General features: G+C 44.6%; 20 protein-coding genes. 10 read left to right on the forward strand and 10 right to left on the reverse strand.

Annotated features, from left to right (window positions below):
- Positions 1–353: 353 nt before the first annotated feature.
- Positions 354–662, reverse strand: coding sequence for a transcriptional regulator BolA (gene bolA, locus R7Z77_RS17065; RefSeq protein WP_005380262.1), 309 nt, complete (start codon positions 660–662; stop codon positions 354–356).
- A gap of 243 nt (positions 663–905) precedes the next feature.
- On the opposite strand from bolA, the gene R7Z77_RS17070 reads away from it, so the two are divergent.
- The 4 genes from R7Z77_RS17070 to R7Z77_RS17085 all read left to right on the forward strand — a co-directional run bounded on the left by R7Z77_RS17070 (position 906) and on the right by R7Z77_RS17085 (position 4,631).
- On the forward strand, positions 906–2,060 hold the full coding sequence (locus tag R7Z77_RS17070) for a methyltransferase (RefSeq protein ID WP_005380260.1): 1,155 nt from the start codon (positions 906–908) through the stop codon (positions 2,058–2,060).
- A gap of 32 nt (positions 2,061–2,092) precedes the next feature.
- A complete protein-coding gene (locus tag R7Z77_RS17075) occupies positions 2,093–2,662 on the forward strand; it encodes a YajG family lipoprotein (RefSeq protein ID WP_005380259.1) in 570 nt (189 codons plus the stop codon).
- On the forward strand, positions 2,662–3,207 hold the full coding sequence (locus tag R7Z77_RS17080; protein ID WP_053306731.1) for a peptidylprolyl isomerase: 546 nt from the start codon (positions 2,662–2,664) through the stop codon (positions 3,205–3,207). The genes R7Z77_RS17075 and R7Z77_RS17080 overlap by 1 nt, the downstream gene beginning before the upstream one ends.
- Positions 3,208–3,278: 71 nt before the next feature.
- Positions 3,279–4,631 carry an AmpG family muropeptide MFS transporter gene (locus R7Z77_RS17085; RefSeq protein ID WP_005380257.1) on the forward strand — a complete coding sequence of 451 codons (1,353 nt, stop codon included), beginning with the start codon at positions 3,279–3,281 and terminating at the stop codon, positions 4,629–4,631.
- Positions 4,632–4,694: 63 nt separating this feature from the next.
- On the opposite strand, the gene R7Z77_RS17090 is transcribed toward R7Z77_RS17085, so the two are convergent.
- The 4 genes from R7Z77_RS17090 to R7Z77_RS17105 are packed head-to-tail and all read right to left on the reverse strand — an operon-like array spanning position 4,695 to position 7,931.
- Complete coding sequence (locus R7Z77_RS17090) at positions 4,695–5,354, reverse strand: ChrR family anti-sigma-E factor (RefSeq protein WP_213967763.1); 660 nt, start codon at positions 5,352–5,354, stop codon at positions 4,695–4,697.
- The gene (locus R7Z77_RS17095; protein ID WP_005380255.1) at positions 5,351–5,935 is read right to left on the reverse strand and encodes an RNA polymerase sigma factor; all 585 of its coding nucleotides are present in this window, start codon (positions 5,933–5,935) and stop codon (positions 5,351–5,353) included. The genes R7Z77_RS17090 and R7Z77_RS17095 overlap by 4 nt, the downstream gene beginning before the upstream one ends.
- Positions 5,936–5,979: 44 nt before the next feature.
- Positions 5,980–7,338: a DUF4397 domain-containing protein gene (locus tag R7Z77_RS17100; protein WP_053306734.1), complete on the reverse strand. Its 1,359-nt coding sequence runs from the start codon at positions 7,336–7,338 to the stop codon at positions 5,980–5,982.
- Positions 7,335–7,931 carry an LON peptidase substrate-binding domain-containing protein gene (locus R7Z77_RS17105; RefSeq protein WP_053304081.1) on the reverse strand — a complete coding sequence of 199 codons (597 nt, stop codon included), beginning with the start codon at positions 7,929–7,931 and terminating at the stop codon, positions 7,335–7,337. The genes R7Z77_RS17100 and R7Z77_RS17105 overlap by 4 nt, the downstream gene beginning before the upstream one ends.
- Positions 7,932–8,254: 323 nt before the next feature.
- On the opposite strand from R7Z77_RS17105, the gene R7Z77_RS17110 reads away from it, so the two are divergent.
- From R7Z77_RS17110 to csdA, 4 genes are all read left to right on the forward strand, one after another.
- Positions 8,255–9,100: an outer membrane protein OmpK gene (locus R7Z77_RS17110; RefSeq protein WP_005391741.1), complete on the forward strand. Its 846-nt coding sequence runs from the start codon at positions 8,255–8,257 to the stop codon at positions 9,098–9,100.
- A gap of 108 nt (positions 9,101–9,208) precedes the next feature.
- The gene (panE, locus tag R7Z77_RS17115) at positions 9,209–10,099 is read left to right on the forward strand and encodes a 2-dehydropantoate 2-reductase (protein ID WP_053306735.1); all 891 of its coding nucleotides are present in this window, start codon (positions 9,209–9,211) and stop codon (positions 10,097–10,099) included.
- Positions 10,096–10,695, forward strand: a complete 600-nt coding sequence (locus R7Z77_RS17120) for a DJ-1 family glyoxalase III (protein ID WP_006742560.1) — start codon at positions 10,096–10,098, stop codon at positions 10,693–10,695. The genes panE and R7Z77_RS17120 overlap by 4 nt, the downstream gene beginning before the upstream one ends.
- Entirely contained in the window at positions 10,695–11,906 is a 1,212-nt protein-coding gene (gene csdA / locus R7Z77_RS17125; RefSeq protein WP_054728421.1) for a cysteine desulfurase CsdA, read from the forward strand. The genes R7Z77_RS17120 and csdA overlap by 1 nt, the downstream gene beginning before the upstream one ends.
- Before the next feature lie 33 nt (positions 11,907–11,939).
- Here csdA and R7Z77_RS17130 read toward each other — a convergent pair whose 3' ends face one another.
- The 5 genes from R7Z77_RS17130 to R7Z77_RS17150 all read right to left on the reverse strand — a co-directional run bounded on the left by R7Z77_RS17130 (position 11,940) and on the right by R7Z77_RS17150 (position 16,359).
- Positions 11,940–12,860 (reverse strand): GGDEF domain-containing protein, encoded by a 921-nt coding sequence (locus R7Z77_RS17130; RefSeq protein ID WP_054728419.1) that lies wholly within the window; start codon positions 12,858–12,860, stop codon positions 11,940–11,942.
- A 309-nt stretch (positions 12,861–13,169) separates the two neighbouring features.
- Positions 13,170–13,598, reverse strand: coding sequence for a cysteine desulfurase sulfur acceptor subunit CsdE (csdE, locus tag R7Z77_RS17135; RefSeq protein WP_213967762.1), 429 nt, complete (start codon positions 13,596–13,598; stop codon positions 13,170–13,172).
- Between the two features lie 19 nt (positions 13,599–13,617).
- Positions 13,618–14,427: a tRNA cyclic N6-threonylcarbamoyladenosine(37) synthase TcdA gene (gene tcdA / locus R7Z77_RS17140; RefSeq protein WP_005391724.1), complete on the reverse strand. Its 810-nt coding sequence runs from the start codon at positions 14,425–14,427 to the stop codon at positions 13,618–13,620.
- Positions 14,428–14,526: 99 nt separating this feature from the next.
- Entirely contained in the window at positions 14,527–15,630 is a 1,104-nt protein-coding gene (gene mltA, locus R7Z77_RS17145) for a murein transglycosylase A (protein WP_005391723.1), read from the reverse strand.
- Between the two features lie 273 nt (positions 15,631–15,903).
- Positions 15,904–16,359, reverse strand: a complete 456-nt coding sequence (locus tag R7Z77_RS17150) for a DUF2850 domain-containing protein (protein ID WP_213896069.1) — start codon at positions 16,357–16,359, stop codon at positions 15,904–15,906.
- Between the two features lie 162 nt (positions 16,360–16,521).
- On the opposite strand from R7Z77_RS17150, the gene argA reads away from it, so the two are divergent.
- Together argA and R7Z77_RS28920 are read left to right on the forward strand one after the other, a co-directional pair.
- Positions 16,522–17,859 (forward strand): amino-acid N-acetyltransferase, encoded by a 1,338-nt coding sequence (gene argA, locus R7Z77_RS17155; protein WP_213967761.1) that lies wholly within the window; start codon positions 16,522–16,524, stop codon positions 17,857–17,859.
- 401 nt (positions 17,860–18,260) lie between these two features.
- On the forward strand, positions 18,261–18,479 hold a 219-nt coding region (locus R7Z77_RS28920), incomplete at its 3' end, for a hypothetical protein (RefSeq protein ID WP_411913202.1).

Below are 18,479 nucleotides of genomic sequence, written 5' to 3' on the forward strand. Positions count from 1 at the left end.
ATCTCGTCACAAGGAATACGCGAGATTTATCAGGTGCCGTAGTCTAGCATTTTTTAGGAACTTGATGCCATGATCAATCATTAGAATAGAGGGGTTATTTCGGTAGAATCAGGTCTAAAAGGTCAAAGAATAGTCATAACTTTGACCCATCGCACAAATGCCATATTCCATACATATCTTATGGAAAAGTGATATTCATCGCCTGAAATATTCTGCAATTTCCATTCATTTGTTGAAACACTGTTAACACATTTTTTAACCAGAATTTGTGCCACGTTAACGTCCCTAAAGAATGTAAAACGAAAAAAGATGGCCTTAAGCCACCTTTCTCTGCACCTTTATATCTTGCGTTTTTAGTGACCACCACCCATACACATCGGGCTATCAGGGGCGCCATCTTGTTCACGCTTCCACTCTTCATCAGTATATGTATGAATAGCTAATGCATGAATGTGGTTGTCCAGTTCATCTGCCAAAATTTGATGAACTTGACGATGGCGCCCAATCAAACGCTGTCCCGCGAACGAATCACTCACAACAATCACTTTGAAATGACTCTCTGAGCCTGGTGGCACATTATGCATGTAGCTCTCATTAATGACTTTGAGATAGCTGGGTTGCAGCTCACTGTGTAGTTTCTTCTCTATGATTTCTTGGATCATATTCGTTCCTCATTGATGCGAATTCCATAAGTATATACCTAAGTAAAGCAGACATGCATCACTCAAACGTCACTCTCATTATTGACGCACTTTGTAGACATATTGTCTCAAGGCGCTTGACTCCACGAACATGTCTAAAGAGCAGCCATCACTGAACTCGTAAAATTTGACAGCTTTTTGTATCTCGACACGTCATCATTTGCGACAATAACACTTAATTTCTAAATCAACTTACATTTAGCTATGAAAACCGAACTGAACCTTCACGAGCGAAGCTTAACACTTCATCGTTTCCCAAAACGTAGTAACGAAACGCTACAAGCGTGGGATGCCGGTGATGAGTATCTTATTAATCATGTTGAAGAGCTTGCTTTGCCAGACAATCAAAACATCCTCGTGATTAATGACAGCTTTGGTGCCCTCTCCTGCTGGTTTTCGGAAAAGCACCATGTAACGCTAATGAGTGATTCATTCATCTCACATAAAGGTGCACAGCAAAATCTCGAGCAAAACCAGTGCAATAAAGTAGCGTTTGCCACCACGATGGACCTCGTTCCTGCCAATATTGATCTCGTCTTGCTGCAACTGCCCAAAAGTAACCGCCATCTAGTGTGGATACTAAGCCAATTAAGAAAGGCGCTACCGGCTTCCTGCCCCGTCATTGCAGTCAATAAAGCGAAAGACATTCATACTTCGACGCTAAAACTGTTTGAAAAATACTTAGGCGAAACAAAAACATCTTTGGCCTGGAAAAAGCACAGATTGGTGTTTTCTCAAGCAACAGTTGAGCCTACGATTGAAGTAATGCCTTTCACGACTTGGCGCGTTGATGGCGAAGATATCGAACTCAAGAACATGCCAAATGTCTATTCAGGAGAAAGTTTAGATTTAGGTGCACGCTTTATGCTGCAGCACCTGCCTCAAGACCCTTCAATAGACAATGTCATCGACCTCGGCTGCGGCAATGGTGTTCTGTCTGTTAAATTTGGTCAGTTGAATCCAAATGCTCGGCTAACATGTGTTGATGAAAGCTTTATGGCGCTTGAGTCGGCAAAACAGAACCTACGCGACAACCTTGGTGAAAATAGAGACATACAGTGCATAGCGAACAATTGCTTGGACGGTTTTAAACACAGCAGCAGCTCTATGGTTATGTGTAATCCACCGTTTCATCAACAACAGGCAATCACCGATCATATTGCTTGGCAAATGTTCTGCGATGCTAAACAAGTATTAAGTGAAAATGGCCGTTTACTGGTTATCGGAAATCGTCACCTCGGGTACGACGCAAAACTCAAACGTCTGTTTGGCGATAAAAATGTGAAACTTATCGCTTCCAACAATAAGTTTGTGATTTTACAGGCTACAAAAAATCCTGCTAAATTAAGCGCAAAATAAGCTTTAGCAAAATAGTTAAAAGGAATAATAAAATGAGAAAATTGGTACTTGCGGCTTCGGTTGCGTTGCTTGCTGCGTGTTCAGCCCCTCAACAACCTCAGCTGAACCTGATGCCAGAAAGCACATTGAGCACCAATCCAATTGTTCAAGGCAAGACTTACAGTTTGACCAGCAAAGATGTACGTGCAGCGCAGTACGTGGCGTTGGTGGATAACGGCCGTTCGAACATTCTTCCTCTTCATGCTAAACAGAATTTACGTATTGCGTTAGAAGAAGCATTAGAGAAGCAATTCTCATCTCAAGGTTTCCATGCGGATCTAAACAGCAACAACGCGATTGAATTGAGCGTTCAAGAAGCGTTGGTCAACGTGAAGCATTCGGTGATGGAAAATGAGATGGATGCTAAAGTTGTGCTGGAAATCACAGCAGAGACACCTGAGGGCAAGCTAGTCAAAACTTATACAGGTACAGCAAAGCGATCTGGCACATTGAGTGCTTCTGATGCCGATATTGAAGAGACATTGAATGATGTGGTGACATTGACGCTTAAAGAGATTGCCAATGACCCTGAGCTTCGTCAATACATGCAGGAGCGTTTCTAATGTTACGCAAAGCGATTCTGTCCTTAGCACTACTCAGCTGCAGCGTTTGGGCTGGACCAAAAGTAGCGTTTGAAACGACACTTGGTTCATTTACGGTTGAGTTAAACGAAGAGAAAGCACCTATCACTGTCGCTAATTTTCTAAAATATGTAGAAGATGGGAGCTACGAGGGTACTATTTTTCATCGTATTATCCCAGGCTTCATGACACAAGGTGGCGGCTTTAACCAAGATATGCAGATGGTGAAAACATACGCGCCAATCAAAAACGAAGGAAATAATGGTCTAAACAATAACCGTGCTACCATCGCCATGGCACGAACCAATGCACCAAACTCTGCAACTCGTCAGTTTTTCGTCAACTTAGTCGACAATGACTTTCTCAACTATGGCGCTCGACCACCAGGTTATGCTGTATTTGGTGAGGTTACTGAGGGGTTCGACGTTATCCAGAAAATGGCTCAGCAGCCGACCACGACGGTAGGCCGAATGCGTGATGTACCAGAGACGCAAATCGTCATCACCAAAGCTACACTACTTAAATAGCCAAAACGATAAGCCCTTTGAATAATCGAAGGGCTTTCTCTTTCAACGGCTTCATTTTATTGGATTGATTTATGTCTTCATTACCTTCCATCACTTGGTTGGAAACGGTAAAAAGTTACCTCGATAAACGACTCATGTGGGTTTTCATGCTGGGCTGCTCTAGCGGCTTTCCGTGGGTTCTTATCGGCTCAAACATGTCAGGTTGGCTAAAAGATGCCGGCTTGACCCTCTCCGCAATTGGCTATTTTGGTAGCGTTTTTGCGGTCTATGCGATCAACTTTCTGTGGGCACCTCTGGTTGACCGCGTGAAGCTGCCAGTCCTCTTTAGACTGCTGGGGCAAAGACGTAGCTGGATTTTCTTTTGTCAAAGTATCGTACTCGTCGCTACCCTATTTATTGCCGGCGTAAATCCAGCGGAAAACTTGGTGTTTGCGTCACTACTCGCCTTGTGTATTGCAACGGCTTCAGCGACACAAGACATCGCAATTGATGCTTTTCGTATTGATACTTTCCCAAAATCAGAAGAATCTAAGCTGCCACAAGCTTCTGCAATGGCGGTCATTGGCTGGTGGACAGGTTATTCACTACCGGGTTATTTAGCGTTTGTTAATGCTGATAGCGTCGGTTGGAATGGCGTGTATTACGGGATGGCGGTGATAGTCGGCATTCTAATGGTCTTTACGATTTTAGTCGGAGAACCGAAGACTCAACGCGAACAACTTCAGTCTGCCGCTGAACAACGCCACAAAGAAGTGGTTGGTTCAAAAGTCGTAGCTTGGTTTACCGTGACTGTTGTAGAACCTTTCCTTGATTTCTTTAATCGCAATGGCGTCCGTGTCGCGATTACTCTGTTGCTGTTCGTTTTCCTATTTAAAATTGGCGAAGCGTTTTTGGGCAGGATGTCGATCGCGTTCTATAAAGATATTGGTTTTAGCAATGAACAGATTGGCTATTACTCCAAACTAATCGGTTGGGGAGCCACCATCTTCTTTACTTTTGTCGGAAGCATGTTCAACGTTAGGTTTGGTATTGTACGTGGATTAATGATCGGCGGTATTGCTATGTCTGCCAGTAACTTGATGTTTGCTTGGATTGCTTCGGTAGGCCCAAACGAGCACTTGTACTTAGCCACGATTATTGTCGATAACTTTACGACTGCTTTCTCAACTGTCGCTTTTGTTTCATTTTTGACGATTCTAACCGGGCAAGCATTTTCGGCAACTCAGTATGCGTTGCTTGCCTCTCTAGGAAACTTCGGACGGACGACTCTTGCTTCTTTCAGTGGCGAGCTAGTGGATTATCTTAATGATTGGAGCACATTCTTCGTGCTTACCGCTGTCATGGTCGTGCCAAGCTTGATTATGTTGTACTCGCTACGACATTACTTTGATGCTCTATTGGAAAAAGCACGTCACAAACATTAACGAAACATATAAAAAACCACCGAATTCGGTGGTTTTTGTTTTGCGAGATATAAGATAAGAGGTCTATGGGTATAACCCTTTACCAAACATATTAAATATACGTGCCACGCCTTGAGTAAAGATCATCGGCTCAGTCAATACGGTTAAACACAAGCAGTCTTCTCCGGTCTTAGTGTAAGGGCTGTGCTTCACTGATGCGTCTCTAATCATCAAATCGCCTTCTTCATATTGGCCATCCTCGTCACTAAATCCACCATGTAGGATCAATGTAGACTCCAGGCCTTTGTGCGTATGTTGAGGAATTTGCACATCTTCCTCGATGTACATTAAGCTGACACGAGCGTCTTCCCCTAGGTCAATCTGAGCACTGAAAACCTTGCCTCCGTAACTTCTCCATGACCCTACAAGGTCAGAGAAACGCGCTAGAGTTTTAGGAAGAGCGAAACTTTTTCCTGCCACATTAACAGCAGCAGAGTCGCGGATCACGATATTATCAGTCGCTGGCTCCGCATTGATGATGTCATTAAACATGTCGTCAAATTCAGAAACATACTCAGAAGGTATGTCACTTACGATGTTCGCTTGACTTGCTTCGACTTGGTTCACATAAGCTCGGCACTTGGTGCATGTTTCTAAATGGGTTGCGACCACAAGACCAGAAACTGCATCAATGCTTCCCGAAGCGTATGCTTCTAACAAGCTGTTATCTGGGTGTTTGTTCATAGTTGCTCCGTATGCATTGAATGCCTTAGCTTTTCTACTGCAAGCCTCAGCCTGGATTTTACAGTACCGAGGGGTATATCAAATAATTCCGCGACCTGTTGATGAGGTAGCTCTTCAAGATATACCGCTTGTAAAACATCTCTCTGGTTTTTCGGTAATATATCTAAAAACTTAACCACCTGTTCTTTCAACATATCTTGCTCTGGTGAATAGTGATCAACAAGATCAGGTGGATAATACTCTGACGGCCAAATGTCATCAGAATGAATGTGTAATTCCTTACCTTTCTGTTTTCTCAGCAAATCAAAACAAAGGTTTCGGATTATGGTATATATCCAAGTCGATAACGCGCTCTTTTCACCATCATAGAGGTGCGCTTTCTGCCAAACTGTCGCCATGGTCTCTTGCACCATCTCCATAGCAACTTGCTCATTACCAACATGTTTGTAAGCGAATTGCTTCAGCTTGGGTGCGTAAAAACGGAATACAAAAGCGAACGCGTCTTTGTCTCGAGCCTTCACTTTATCCATGTAATCGTTCCAATCACTGCGCCCCAGTTTTTTCGGGCTATCACTCATCATAATCGGCCTTAATTTTTGGGAGGAGTTTCCTCCTCCCATTCTTCCTAATCGGTCACGTCATCGACCAACAAGTTGAAACCACCGTTGTTCCCATCATCAATGGCAACGACTTGGTACACAACACCGTTCATTACATTGACTGGTGCTGAGTCAACCGCAACAATACTTGGGTTACCAGCCACTGTTACCGTTACATAATATGTACCTTCAGCGACATATAATCCTTGTACACTGTTTTTATACGCAAAATTAGCAATAGTTGGATCACTTCCATCTATTCCTGCACTAGTAGTGAGGTAAATATCCACCATTTCCGCTATAGGATTAGCCGCGGCGTGTGTCACATTCAATGTCGCGCTAGTCGCCACAGCGCGTCTCATATCTTCAACAACCAGAGCTTCGATATCAATCGCTGGGCTAACAACACCGACTGCATAAACACTGTAATCCATTCCACCTGCAACCATTAACCCGCCAACATCTATGATCGGATTGGTTGTTGTGCCATCCACGTAAACGTCAATATCGTAAGCGCTAGCAGCAAGATCCAAATAACCACGAATCTCTTTGAACGCTAAGTCGGCAAGAGGAGCGAAGGCCGCCCCGTTAACGTTAACATCGACGACTGGCGCTCCATCGACAAGGTGTCCGACTCTTACTTCAGCTTGGCTGCCCATATCTTCAATTATAGAAGAGCCCGAACCGTCCAACACCAAGAGTTTGACAGGTGACGTGCTATTCGAATCTCCTGTGCCGATAGCGGCAATCGTCAAGTTGGAGTTAGCCGCAAGAGATACTTTGCCCGAGTCAAAAGCAACGCTGTCTCCTACGGCAAGTCGAACTTGATACTCACCAGCTGGGATGTTCAATACGTCGGTAGAAGCTTTGTAAGCAAGGTTAGTTATTGGAGTCGCGCTAGCAAGAGCAACACCTGGCTCAGTGACATAAAGATCAACAGCAGGAACGCCTGAAGCTGCATGAACAACTTGAACATCTAGACTATTGGCATCAGCCATTGAATCGGCGCTGCGAGTCACAACTAAAGGCTCAACTGGGTTTGGCGAACCATCGGCATCGCCAACAACGAACACGTTATAATTGAGGTCGGAATCAAGATCTAGTTCTGTTTTAGGTACTACGGTCGCGGTTTCATTACCTGGGAGCTGTACATCGACCTGAATCGAATTCATCCCCTCTCGCAATTTAACGTAGCCAGATCCCACACCATAATCAACATTCGTTAAAGATGGTTTATCGTTGATCCACACATTTGCAAGCGGCGCATCAGAAGAAGCGTGCACTGCTTGTAAATTGGAATACTCGATAGTGTCACTGTCGGAGCCACACGCCGCCAGTCCTAATGTCGCAACAATAGTTAGCGCAGCTTTATTAAATCCTTTCATATCCTTGCCTCTTTGTTAGTCGGGGCTTCTATGGCTTCTGTCAGAAATTGCAACGCAGGAATACAGTCCTCTGCGCCGACTAGCTGTTCGAACAGATTGCAGTCTAGGGGTAGTAACTCAAGCCAACGCTGAGTAACCCAAGCAGAGTCATCGTAAAAACGATGCTGGTAGAGGCTTCCAAGTTGAGGAAACTCTTCATAAACATGGGATAACTGCTGGCTTAAAAAGAAGAAATCTGGTGAGTTGTCTAGATGTTGCCAATTGTCTAACCATTCAACCTCTGCATGACGTAAGCCATCCGCATCTGCACGGACGCGTTTGACAATAAAGCGTTGCTCACCAGCAACTGTAATACCAAGAAGGCCATCACTGAGTGTTTCAAAATCAACGATCCTGACCAAAGTTCCGATAGATGAAACGTTACCCACGTCTTTAGGGTCACCTTCACTTCCTACCAGGCAAACTCCAAAGCCCACATTTTGTAGGCTGCATTCCTTTACCATTCGCTTATATCGTGGCTCAAAAATGCGCAGATTCATTTTACCCTCAGGGAGTACAACTGAAGTGAGTGGGAATAACATGACTTCTTTCATTCAAACGTCCTCTTTGATTCACGGATACATACGAATCCCTTATCACTCCGATCACTAACGATTTATGTTGGTTAATCGACTGGCTTAAAAAGTCATAAAATCGCTTACGCAAACGATCCAAATCACACATTTATTGCAATCAAATGCAACAAACAAAAAGTTCCGTAAATAAAGATAATTTCGTGACACAACTCACCAAAAACGTTCAGTTTTGCACCCTTTATCACTTTCATTTGGGATTTTTATCGCTATTATTCCCGCCAATTGGAAAGCGCAGCATAGATTGCGTGTTCTGAATCATTACAAACATAGAGAGTCCCCTTATGCGTAAATCACTTTTAGCTCTTAGCCTTCTAGCGGCTACTTCAGCTCCAGTTATGGCGGCAGATTACTCTGACGGCGATATCCACAAAAACGATTACAAGTGGATGCAGTTCAACTACATGTACTCAATTGATGAAATGCCACGAGTTAAAGGCGCTGACGACAACGCTCACGATTACCTAGAAATGGAATTTGGCGGTCGCTCTGGTATTTTCGACCTATACGGTTACGTAGACGTATTTAACCTAGCGACTAAAGATAACCAAGATAAGTCAATTGAGAACGGCGCTCCTGACAAGATGTTCATGAAATTTGCACCACGTATGTCTCTAGATGCCGTAACTGGTAAAGACCTATCTTTCGGTCCAGTTCAAGAGCTATACATTGCATCTCTAATGGAATGGGGCGGTAACAACGGTGGTGTAAACAACCAGAAAATCGGTTTAGGTTCTGATGTAATGGTTCCTTGGTTAGGTAAAATCGGCCTAAACCTGTACAGCACTTACGATGGCAACAACAAAGGTTGGAACGGTTTCCAAATCTCGACTAACTGGTTCAAACCATTCTACTTCTTCGACAATGGTTCATTCATTTCTTACCAAGGTTACATTGATTACCAATTCGGTATGGATGATGATGCTGGTAACAAATTTGGTACTACCGCGTCAAACGGTGGTGCAATGTTCAACGGCATTTACTGGCACTCAGATCGCTTCGCGGTTGGTTACGGCCTGAAAGCATACAAAGAAGTATATGGCGTAAAAGACGGTCTACAAGTTGCTCCAGGTGTTGAGCTAGAATCGACTGGTGTAAGCCACTACCTAGCTGTAACTTACAAGTTCTAATTGAACCACTAAGTTTGCTCAAAAATGGCGCCTTTCGGCGCCATTTTTATTTGCTTTCCTTTTTTCCCTCATTATCCTTGCAGCAAACCTTTTTAATGAGAGCGTTTGGTGAATATCCTTATCCTCGGTCCAGGTGCGGTGGGCTCACTCTGGGCAACAAAATTTAAGCTTGCCGGGCACAATGTTTCATTGTGGGGAAGAAGTTCAGAGAGACAACAACCACTTCAGTTGGATGACACACCCGCAATCGTATTCAGTAATCAAGATATTTCCTCCGTAAATCAAGCGGACCTCATTTTGATCACGGTAAAAGCTTGGCAAGTGGAAGACGCCATTCAGCCTTTGCTCCCTCATATCAATACAGACACGATTATCATGCTGATGCACAATGGTATGGGTACTGCCTCTGCCTTGGAGAAGGTTGTGCCAAACAATCCGATAGTGCTCGCAACAACGACGCACGGCGCATACAAACCAGATAACCAACACGTATTGCATACCGGTCACGGAACAACGCAAGCGGGTGGTTATAATGACAAAGGAATGCAGTGCACTTTTCTGAAAGATGTTATGCATAATGCCCTTCCAGAGGCCATTTGGAATCCACACATCCAATCTGCGTTATGGACTAAGTTAGCGATCAACTGCGCGATTAACCCACTGACTGCGATTCTCCAGTGTAAGAATGGTGAACTTGCGAAGCCCGAGTTTAAGATACAACTCGAAAGCATCACTCAAGAACTGGTTGAAGTAATGAGTAAAGAAGGTATTGCTATCGAGTTTCGCTCTCTTTTCGATACGGTAATGCAAGTGGTGAACGCCACAGCTGAGAACTATTCTTCAATGAGACAAGACGTATTCCATCAGCGTCGAACGGAAATTGATTTTATAACCGGATACTTGTTAAAGGCTGCCGAGAAACATCGCATCAATACGCCTGAGAATTTAAAACTTTACCAACGCATCAAACAAATAGAACAAAGCTGGACAGAACAATGAGTAAGAAAATCTTAGTGCCAATCGCTCCGGGCACCGAAGAAATGGAAGCCGTCACCGTTATCGACATGATGGTTCGCGCGGGTTATGACGTTACGGTAGCGAGTGCTGCTTTTGATGGCTCATTGACGATGAAAGCTTCTCGCGGAGTCACACTAACAGCCGATTGTAAACTGGTCGATATTGCTGATGATGAGTTTGACGCCATAGCGCTTTCTGGTGGTGTTGGTGGTGCAGAAATTTTTCGTGATAGCACGGTGATGATAGAAATCCTTAAGCAGCACATCTACGAGGGAAAATTGGTCGCTGCTATCTGCGCAGCACCGGCGTTGGTATTGCAACACCATGATCTTTTCCCACAATCACTGATGACCTGTCACCCGAGCTTTCAGTCACATATCCCGGAAGAGAAGTGGCGCAGCAAACGCGTGACCTTTGATATCAACCACAACCTGATCACTAGTCAAGGTCCGGGTACAGCTTTAGAGTTCGCGATGGAAGTAATCATTCAACTCTCAGGTAAAAAACACGCATGGTCAGTTGCTGAACCAATGATCCCTCTGCCTACTCTGCACTACCACAAGCTTGGTGAAGAATAATGTTTGACGTAAATGCTGTACGCGAGCAATTTCCTGCTCTAAACCAATCCGTCAACGATACGCCCTTAGTGTATCTAGATAGCGCAGCGACAACGCAAAAACCGCAATGTGTGATTGATGTCATCAGTCATTACTACAGTGCGCAAAATGCCAATGTTCACCGTGGCAGCCACAGTTTAACGGCTAATGCCACCAGCCAATTTGAAGCGGCACGAGAACGAGTGGCAAGCTTTATTGGTGCAAACAGCTCTAAAGAGATCATTTGGACACGGGGCGCAACCGAAGCACTGAACTTAATTGCTCAAACCTACGCCCGTAGCACGTTACAACCAGGTGATGAGATCTTAATTAGCGAGATGGAGCACCACGCCAACATCGTGCCCTGGCAAATCGTGGCAGAGCAAACGGGTGCTAAAGTCATTAAAGTTCCGATGACATCAGATTGCCAGTTCGACATCAGTGCATTTGAGGCGCTTCTGTCTGACCGCTGTAAAATTGTTGCTTGCGCACAAATAACCAACGTAACAGGCACACGCCAACCTATCGAAAAAATCACTGAACTGGCGCACAACGTTGGCGCGGTTGTTGTAGTTGATGGCGCGCAAGGCATCGTACATGAGCAACTTGATTTATCGGCATCAGATATCGATTTCTACGTTTTCTCAGGTCACAAACTTTATGCACCAGCAGGCATTGGGGTTTTATACGGCAAGCTTGAACTTTTGGAAGCCATGCCACCATGGCACGGCGGCGGTAAAATGGTTGAACGCGTTTCTTTCGAAAAAACGACGTTTTCTGCACTTCCTGGTAAATTTGAAGCGGGCACACCAAACGTTGCGGGCGCGATTGCTCTAGCGAAAGCCATTGAGTGGTACCAAGGTTTTGACCATCACGAAGTAGAGACTCATCTCCATGTGCTTCAGGATAAGGCCTACCAAGCACTAAGCGCTTTGGATGACATCCATATTCTAGGCTATCAACCGAATGCCTCTGTACTGACGTTCGTCATGGACGGCGTTCATCACCAAGACATGGCGACGCTGCTCGATCAACAAGGCATTGCGGTACGAGCAGGACACCACTGCGCTCACCCATTGATGGATGCGCTAAACGTTAAAGGCACGGTACGCGTTTCTTTTGGTATTTATAACACGGCTGAAGATGTGGATAGACTCATCGCCGCCGTAGAAAAAGCCGTCGACATGCTATAACGCCAACAGTTTGATTTGGAGTAACCAACAAGGTTACTCCATCTGCCTATCCAGAGTCGCCACGCAATTTCTGCCATTTCTTTTCGCAGCATAAAGCGCTTTATCTGCATGCGCATACAAACGTTTGGTGGTTTCATTTCTGCCTATTTCCACCACGCCTACACTCACCGTGACCGGAATTTCAATCTTTTCAAATTCGAACTGACAATTTTGAATGTGGGAACGTACTTCCTCTCCTACCTCTTTCGCCGCCGACAGAGAAGTTTCTGGCAAAATAATCGCAAACTCCTCCCCTCCGACTCTTGCAAAAATTTCGTCTTTGACGAGTAAGTGAGAAACCAAATCAGCTAAGGTCTCTAAGACATAATCCCCCGCATCATGACCACGTTTATCATTGATGACTTTAAAAAAGTCCAAATCAAACAATAACAACGCGGAGTGATAGTTCGGCTCTTGAGCTTTAATGACCTCTTCTGTGAGCTTTTCGAAAAAGACACGTCGATTGTAGATGTTAGTAAGAGCATCAATTTGGCTTTGATGGCGAAGAAGGGTTTCAACTCGGTGGCGATTGGAGATGTTGCGTGTAAGAATAAGGACAACGCGACGACCTCGGTATTTTATAGCGAGTGGGCAGATCTTGCCTTCGTAGTATAGGTCGCCTCTTGGCCCACTGTTAGCATCTATTCCCTGAATGCTGTCGGCGCACATCTTGTACTCGACCGTCACAATACTGTCTTGTTTCAGTGATCGATTGATCTGCTCGATAAACCAGTCAGCTTTATCTTTCTCGAGTACGCTGTGCAGCGTCTCACCTATCAAATTGCTTCCATCGTGATAGGCTTTTTTATCTGTTCCTCCAAAAACATCAATATAGATACCATCTTCACTCAGAATAAAAGTGGGGTCTGGCATTCCGGATAACACGTCTTGCGCATGTTCCAAGGTGAATTGCATATAGGGAGGTTCCTAGCATTTGTATCTAAGTAACCCAATCGCTTCCAAGTGTGTTTCCACATTGGGGAATAGGAGCGGATGGGGCATATGTCTATTATCTAATATAGACAAATTTTAAATACAATTGAGTTTATAAAAACCAAGTGGGCAATATAATGAACCAGGATCAATAGAATGGTTAATTAACGCTAAAATAGTCGACCATTTGCATACTTTTTATCCATATGCAAAAAATATCTCAACTCAGATACAAAAAACGCCAAACAGCTAGGCTATTCGGCGTTTTTTAAGAGTTGGAAAAATAACTCGTTACACGGCGACTTGCTTAATCTGCTCTACAATAGCTTTCAAGCCATTACCACGTGACGGGCTTAAATGGGAGACAAGCCCCAGCTGATTAAAATAAGCATCAATATCAAATGCTTGAATTTGATCGGCCGTTTTACCGTCATAAGCTGCCATTACCAAGGCAATCAATCCACGGACGATACGCGCATCGGAGTCCGCACAAAAATGCCAAACGCCATCTTGCTCTTGGCTCACTAACCACACCAAGCTTTCACAACCCGAAACGGTAACTTGTTCTGATTTCAGCTCTTCTGGCATTTGTGGCAGCTTTTTACCCCACTGAATCACCTGACGGTAACGATCTTCCCAGCCTTGAAATTGCTGCATAGTCGCTACAATGTCTTCGCTGGTGATATCTGTACCAAATGGAGAAACGGGAAAATCTGTCATGATGCGCTCTTCTTCTAGTTTACTGCTTATATTTTGAAATCAACTTCTCAACGATTCGCGATACCGCGACAAAGCCAAACGTTGCAGTTACGACAGTCGCCGCACCAAAACCGCTAGCGCAATCCATACGTTTTGGACCTTCCGCTGTCGACTTCACACCACACACTGAACCGTCTGCTTGAGGGTACTTCAGCTGCTCGGTTGAAAACACGCAATCAATACCAAACTTACGAGCCGGATTCTTAGGGAAGTTATGATGACGACGCAAGGTGTCTTTGATTTTCTTCGCTAGAGGATCTTGGATCGTTTTCGTTAAGTCAGCGACCATGATCTGCGTTGGGTCAACCTGACCACCAGCGCCCCCCGTGGTGATCACTTTGATCTTGTTGCTGCGGCAATACGCCAACAAAGACGCCTTCGCTTTTACGCTGTCAATCGCATCTAGCACGTAATCAAACTCTTTGCTTAAGTACTCATGTTGATTGTCTGGCGTGATGAAATCATCAATCAGATTGACTTTACACTCTGGGTTGATCAATTTGACACGCTCGGCCATCACTTCAATTTTGCTTTGGCCAACGGTGCCCGTCATCGCATGAATTTGGCGGTTAATATTCGTGACACAAACATCATCCATATCAATCAGAGTCAACTCACCGATCCCAGTACGGGCCAGCGCTTCGACCGCCCATGAACCCACGCCACCAATACCAATAACACAAACGTGTGCAGCGCGAAGAATGTCCACTTCACTGTTGCCATAAAGACGACGAGTGCCGCCAAAGCGTTGATTGTAGCTGTCAGATGCTGGGGTATCGAGTTCACGCATATTGAAGTCCAGATGATCGATAGAAAAACAAAGAGTGCGATTTATACGCACTCTTTGATGAAATGTCTAGATAAGAGGCGGTTCCTCTTTCTTGGATGGCTATTGTAGCTTTTCTGGCGGCAAAGCCCAAGGCGCTTGAGTTGGTGAGTTTTCCAGCCCAAGTTTCCAAACTCGACCAAAATGCTTGTAGTGCCCTGCTTCCGTTCCTGCTCTCGCACCAATGCCATGATACAGATCCAAATGGTTCTGTTTTACAGCACCACCAGTGTCTAAAACGATCAGCATTCGCAGTTGATGCGCACCACTCCACGTACCATCGGCATTCAGCAGTGGCACTTCCGCCAAGATTGGAGTCCCCATTGGTAAGATAGAACGGTCACCCGCGACCGCGGCCATTGGCAACAAAGGAATACCAGCCGATCCCGTTACTGGCGCTTCCGCTTTTGGCGCAAAGAAGACGTAAGAAGGGTTTTGCTCCAACAACTCGCGTACTGTTGCGTCGTCGTTGTCCATTACCCATTCTTTAATCGCTTTGAGAGACATTTTTTCACGCGGCACTTCACCACGTTCAATCAAAATGCGGCCAATACTAACGTAAGCTTTATTATTTTTCCCTGCGTACGCGAAGTACTCCAACGTATCATCATCTTCAAAATGCACATAGCCACTGCCCTGCACTTCCATCATAAACGGGTCAATACGGTTAGGTGCATAACCTAGCACTAAACCTTGGCCATCTAATGCCCCGTTGTAGATCTCCGCGCGAGTCGGACAATCTGATGAGCAGTTTGGCTTGCCATAAACTGGGTACTTAAAAATGTCGTTTGGTGTATGACGCAGTTCCATCACGGGAGAAAAGTATCCGGTAAACAGCACATTACCTTTTTTATCACCACCACCCAATTGCGCGGCTTGAATGCCAAACGCACTCAACGCACTGGTATCTCCGCTCTGTTGCGCCCACTCACTTAATCGTTGATATAGCGGTTGGTATATCTTCGCCATGGATGGTGACTTTATCACCACTTGCTCAGCTTGCTTGTTAAATTCAGTAAAATCGCGTGGTTTGTTAGACTCAACCACATCCACTTGATTGAGGATCTGAGGAAACTCACCATCAAGATATTGCTGAGCACGATCATTTTGTTGAGCACAGCCAAAGAGTAGGCTCAAAGAGATAATAGGAAGGAGTTTTTTTAACACGTGTCTTTTCCGTAAAAGAGAATAGCAAAAGGATGGCAAACAAATGCATACGGTGCAATTGAAAAGCAACGACAAAATGTTTCAACGCTAAGCCAATCCGTTTACTCGTTGTAAATTCATTCAGTTAATGCAACATGATAACAGCGGAAGAATTACGGAATTGTCCGGATTATGTTTGGAAGTAAAATTTACTGATTGAGAGATGAAATTGTGATCATCCATATGGCTCACAGACGCAAGAGAGCTCTGCTTAAAAGACAATAATAAAAACGACTATCTTACCGCTATCCTTGCACGTCCCTCTAAACGGAATACAGGTAGATAATGAGCATTGGCATCCAGCTTCATTTCTGCATGCTGCTTACCCACAAAATTGAAGTGCCGCTCATTTGAACCCACTCGATACGAAAACGAATCCCCATCGAATTCAAAACTGGTCGCCACTGTAGAACCATTTACGGTAACACCGCGCTCACTCAACACAAATTCTTCACGAGCATAAGGCGCAACATCTTGCTCAACCCAGCGACCATAAATTGTCGATTTGGGAATGGGCGGATTAATGGTTCGAGTAATCAAATCACTATACAGCATGCACACGACAACGGTTCCAACTATCGCTATAAGCATGAGAGAACGCTCTAGCCACTTACGAAGAATTGATTTAGATGACGTTTTTGACAGATTTGAAGCAGTGATCGCAGCATTCTTATTAACAGCAGAAGACATGAGGTTCACGTATTGAGGAAAGACGCCACCATTGTAACCTTCCCTCTTAACGGGACCAAGAACCTACCTCAATATGTTTGTGCTTTATTCCAAAATTTCGCCTTGCCACTCAATGAATAAAAAGGCATTATTTTAACATAATTAAACAAAGGGATGGCTGTAGTGAAAATTCGTAGTACTGCTCTCGTAAAAGGATTCCGTCAATCAACACCTTATGTCAATGCTCACCGCGGAAAAACCATGGTGATCATGCTGGGCGGAGAAGCCGTCGCACACAAAAATTTTGGCAATATTATTAATGATATCGCACTCATGCACAGCCTCGGAATCAAAGTCGTGGTGGTGTATGGTGCACGTCCTCAAATTAATCAGCTGCTAGAAAAACAAGACCTCACTACGCCTTACCACAAAAATATCCGCATTACGGATGAATCGGCTTTATCTGTTGTTATGCAAGCTGCCGGACAACTTCAGCTTGCGATTACTGCGCGCCTATCAATGAGCCTCAACAATACTCCGATGGCAGGTACCCAGCTCAATGTCGTTAGCGGAAACTACATCATTGCCCAACCACTCGGCGTTGATGATGGTGTGGACTATTGCCATAGTGGACGTATTCGCCGCATTGACACCGACGCGATTAATCGCACTCTTGATCAAGGTTCAATTGTTCTGCTAGGTCCCATTGCTAGCTCTGTGACTGGCGAGTGCTTCAATTTATTATCGGAAGAAGTCGCCACCCAACTAGCGATAAAGCTGTGTGCGGATAAGCTGATTGGTTTTTGCTCCGAACAAGGTGTCATTGATGACAACGGCAATGCTGTCGCCGAGTTACTACCAATTGAGGCGGAGCATGTCATCAAAACGCTTTCTGAAAATACGTCTCCTGACCTAGATTACAACACTGGAACACTGCGCTTTCTTAAAGGCTCTATTGCCGCTTGCCGTGCCGGAGTACCTCGTAGCCACTTGATCAGTTATAAAGTAGATGGCGCCTTAATTCAGGAGTTGTTCTCTTTCGACGGTATCGGTACCCAAGTTGTTATGGCGAGTGCTGAACAAGTGAGGCAAGCTAATATTGACGATATTGGCGGTATCTTAGACCTCATTCGCCCTTTAGAAGAACAAGGTGTACTCGTTAGGCGCTCTCGAGAGCAGCTAGAGCAAGAGATAGGAAAATTTACCATCATCGAAAAAGACGGCTTGATTATTGGCTGTGCTGCCCTTTATCCATACCCAGAAGAGCGTAAAGCTGAGATGGCTTGCGTAGCGATTCACCCTGACTATCGTGATGGAAACCGAGGTTTGTTACTGCTCAACTACATGAAACATCGTTCTAAATCCGAAACCATTGATCAGATTTTTGTCCTCACGACACACAGTTTGCATTGGTTTAGAGAGCAAGGTTTTTACGAAGTCAGTGTCGACTATTTGCCTGGAGCCAAACAAGGGTTATATAACTTCCAGCGTAAGTCCAAAATCTTAGCGTTAGATTTATAGCTTAACCTTAAATCAGGGAGCGAAACTTAACGTTCCACTATACCAACTAACCTCAAAGGGCAGGATTCAGTTCATTAACGCTCAACCCTGCACATCGAGCTTGTTTAGGAGTAAGGCCACACATAAACCCTACTCCGGACTAGCGGGTAATCATGTAAACCCAACTTAGAAATGCGCAAACCATTGCTTGATTTTCGTTCCAATTTTATCTTTTAAATATACATTTGGTTGGCTATACTCTGCTCGCTAGTGATTGGTTTTTAACCAATACGAATGGATCTAGGTGATGTAATGTAGCCTTCACCCTAAAATACTGGGCAATTGAAAAACTAGTTAGCTCCGTATTGCACACCAAGGACAGTTGTTAATCTGACTTTAAATAAGCCGAGACGAGCACTGTTATGAGAACAATCATTTGTAATTCGCTTCAAAGCTTCTGGGATATGGCTGACAATCAGTTTTTAGAAGGCCTAGACGTCCACTGTGTTTTCCCCGTAAATGACGCTATCCGAGATTTTATTCTTGCTTATCAACAGCAATACAGTAAGCGCCCCATGAACACACGGGCGCTTTTTTATGTGTGGGAGAAGTTCCAGGGAAGAAGTGAGTCGATATCAGGC

The organism is Vibrio sp. 1401 (assembly GCF_033340295.1).

Coding starts and splice junctions, on each gene's coding strand:
- R7Z77_RS17080 (WP_053306731.1), top strand. CDS start 2,662: ATGTTACGCAAAGCGATTCTGTCCTTAGCACTACTCAGCTGCAGCGTT.
- tcdA (WP_005391724.1), bottom strand. CDS start 14,427: ATGCGTGAACTCGATACCCCAGCATCTGACAGCTACAATCAACGCTTT.
- R7Z77_RS17100 (WP_053306734.1), bottom strand. CDS start 7,338: ATGAAAGGATTTAATAAAGCTGCGCTAACTATTGTTGCGACATTAGGA.
- R7Z77_RS17085 (WP_005380257.1), top strand. CDS start 3,279: ATGTCTTCATTACCTTCCATCACTTGGTTGGAAACGGTAAAAAGTTAC.
- R7Z77_RS17090 (WP_213967763.1), bottom strand. CDS start 5,354: ATGAACAAACACCCAGATAACAGCTTGTTAGAAGCATACGCTTCGGGA.
- R7Z77_RS17110 (WP_005391741.1), top strand. CDS start 8,255: ATGCGTAAATCACTTTTAGCTCTTAGCCTTCTAGCGGCTACTTCAGCT.
- csdE (WP_213967762.1), bottom strand. CDS start 13,598: ATGACAGATTTTCCCGTTTCTCCATTTGGTACAGATATCACCAGCGAA.
- R7Z77_RS17105 (WP_053304081.1), bottom strand. CDS start 7,931: ATGAAAGAAGTCATGTTATTCCCACTCACTTCAGTTGTACTCCCTGAG.
- R7Z77_RS17095 (WP_005380255.1), bottom strand. CDS start 5,935: ATGATGAGTGATAGCCCGAAAAAACTGGGGCGCAGTGATTGGAACGAT.
- R7Z77_RS17150 (WP_213896069.1), bottom strand. CDS start 16,359: ATGTCTTCTGCTGTTAATAAGAATGCTGCGATCACTGCTTCAAATCTG.
- R7Z77_RS17130 (WP_054728419.1), bottom strand. CDS start 12,860: ATGCAATTCACCTTGGAACATGCGCAAGACGTGTTATCCGGAATGCCA.
- bolA (WP_005380262.1), bottom strand. CDS start 662: ATGATCCAAGAAATCATAGAGAAGAAACTACACAGTGAGCTGCAACCC.
- R7Z77_RS17070 (WP_005380260.1), top strand. CDS start 906: ATGAAAACCGAACTGAACCTTCACGAGCGAAGCTTAACACTTCATCGT.
- csdA (WP_054728421.1), top strand. CDS start 10,695: ATGTTTGACGTAAATGCTGTACGCGAGCAATTTCCTGCTCTAAACCAA.
- R7Z77_RS17075 (WP_005380259.1), top strand. CDS start 2,093: ATGAGAAAATTGGTACTTGCGGCTTCGGTTGCGTTGCTTGCTGCGTGT.
- R7Z77_RS17120 (WP_006742560.1), top strand. CDS start 10,096: ATGAGTAAGAAAATCTTAGTGCCAATCGCTCCGGGCACCGAAGAAATG.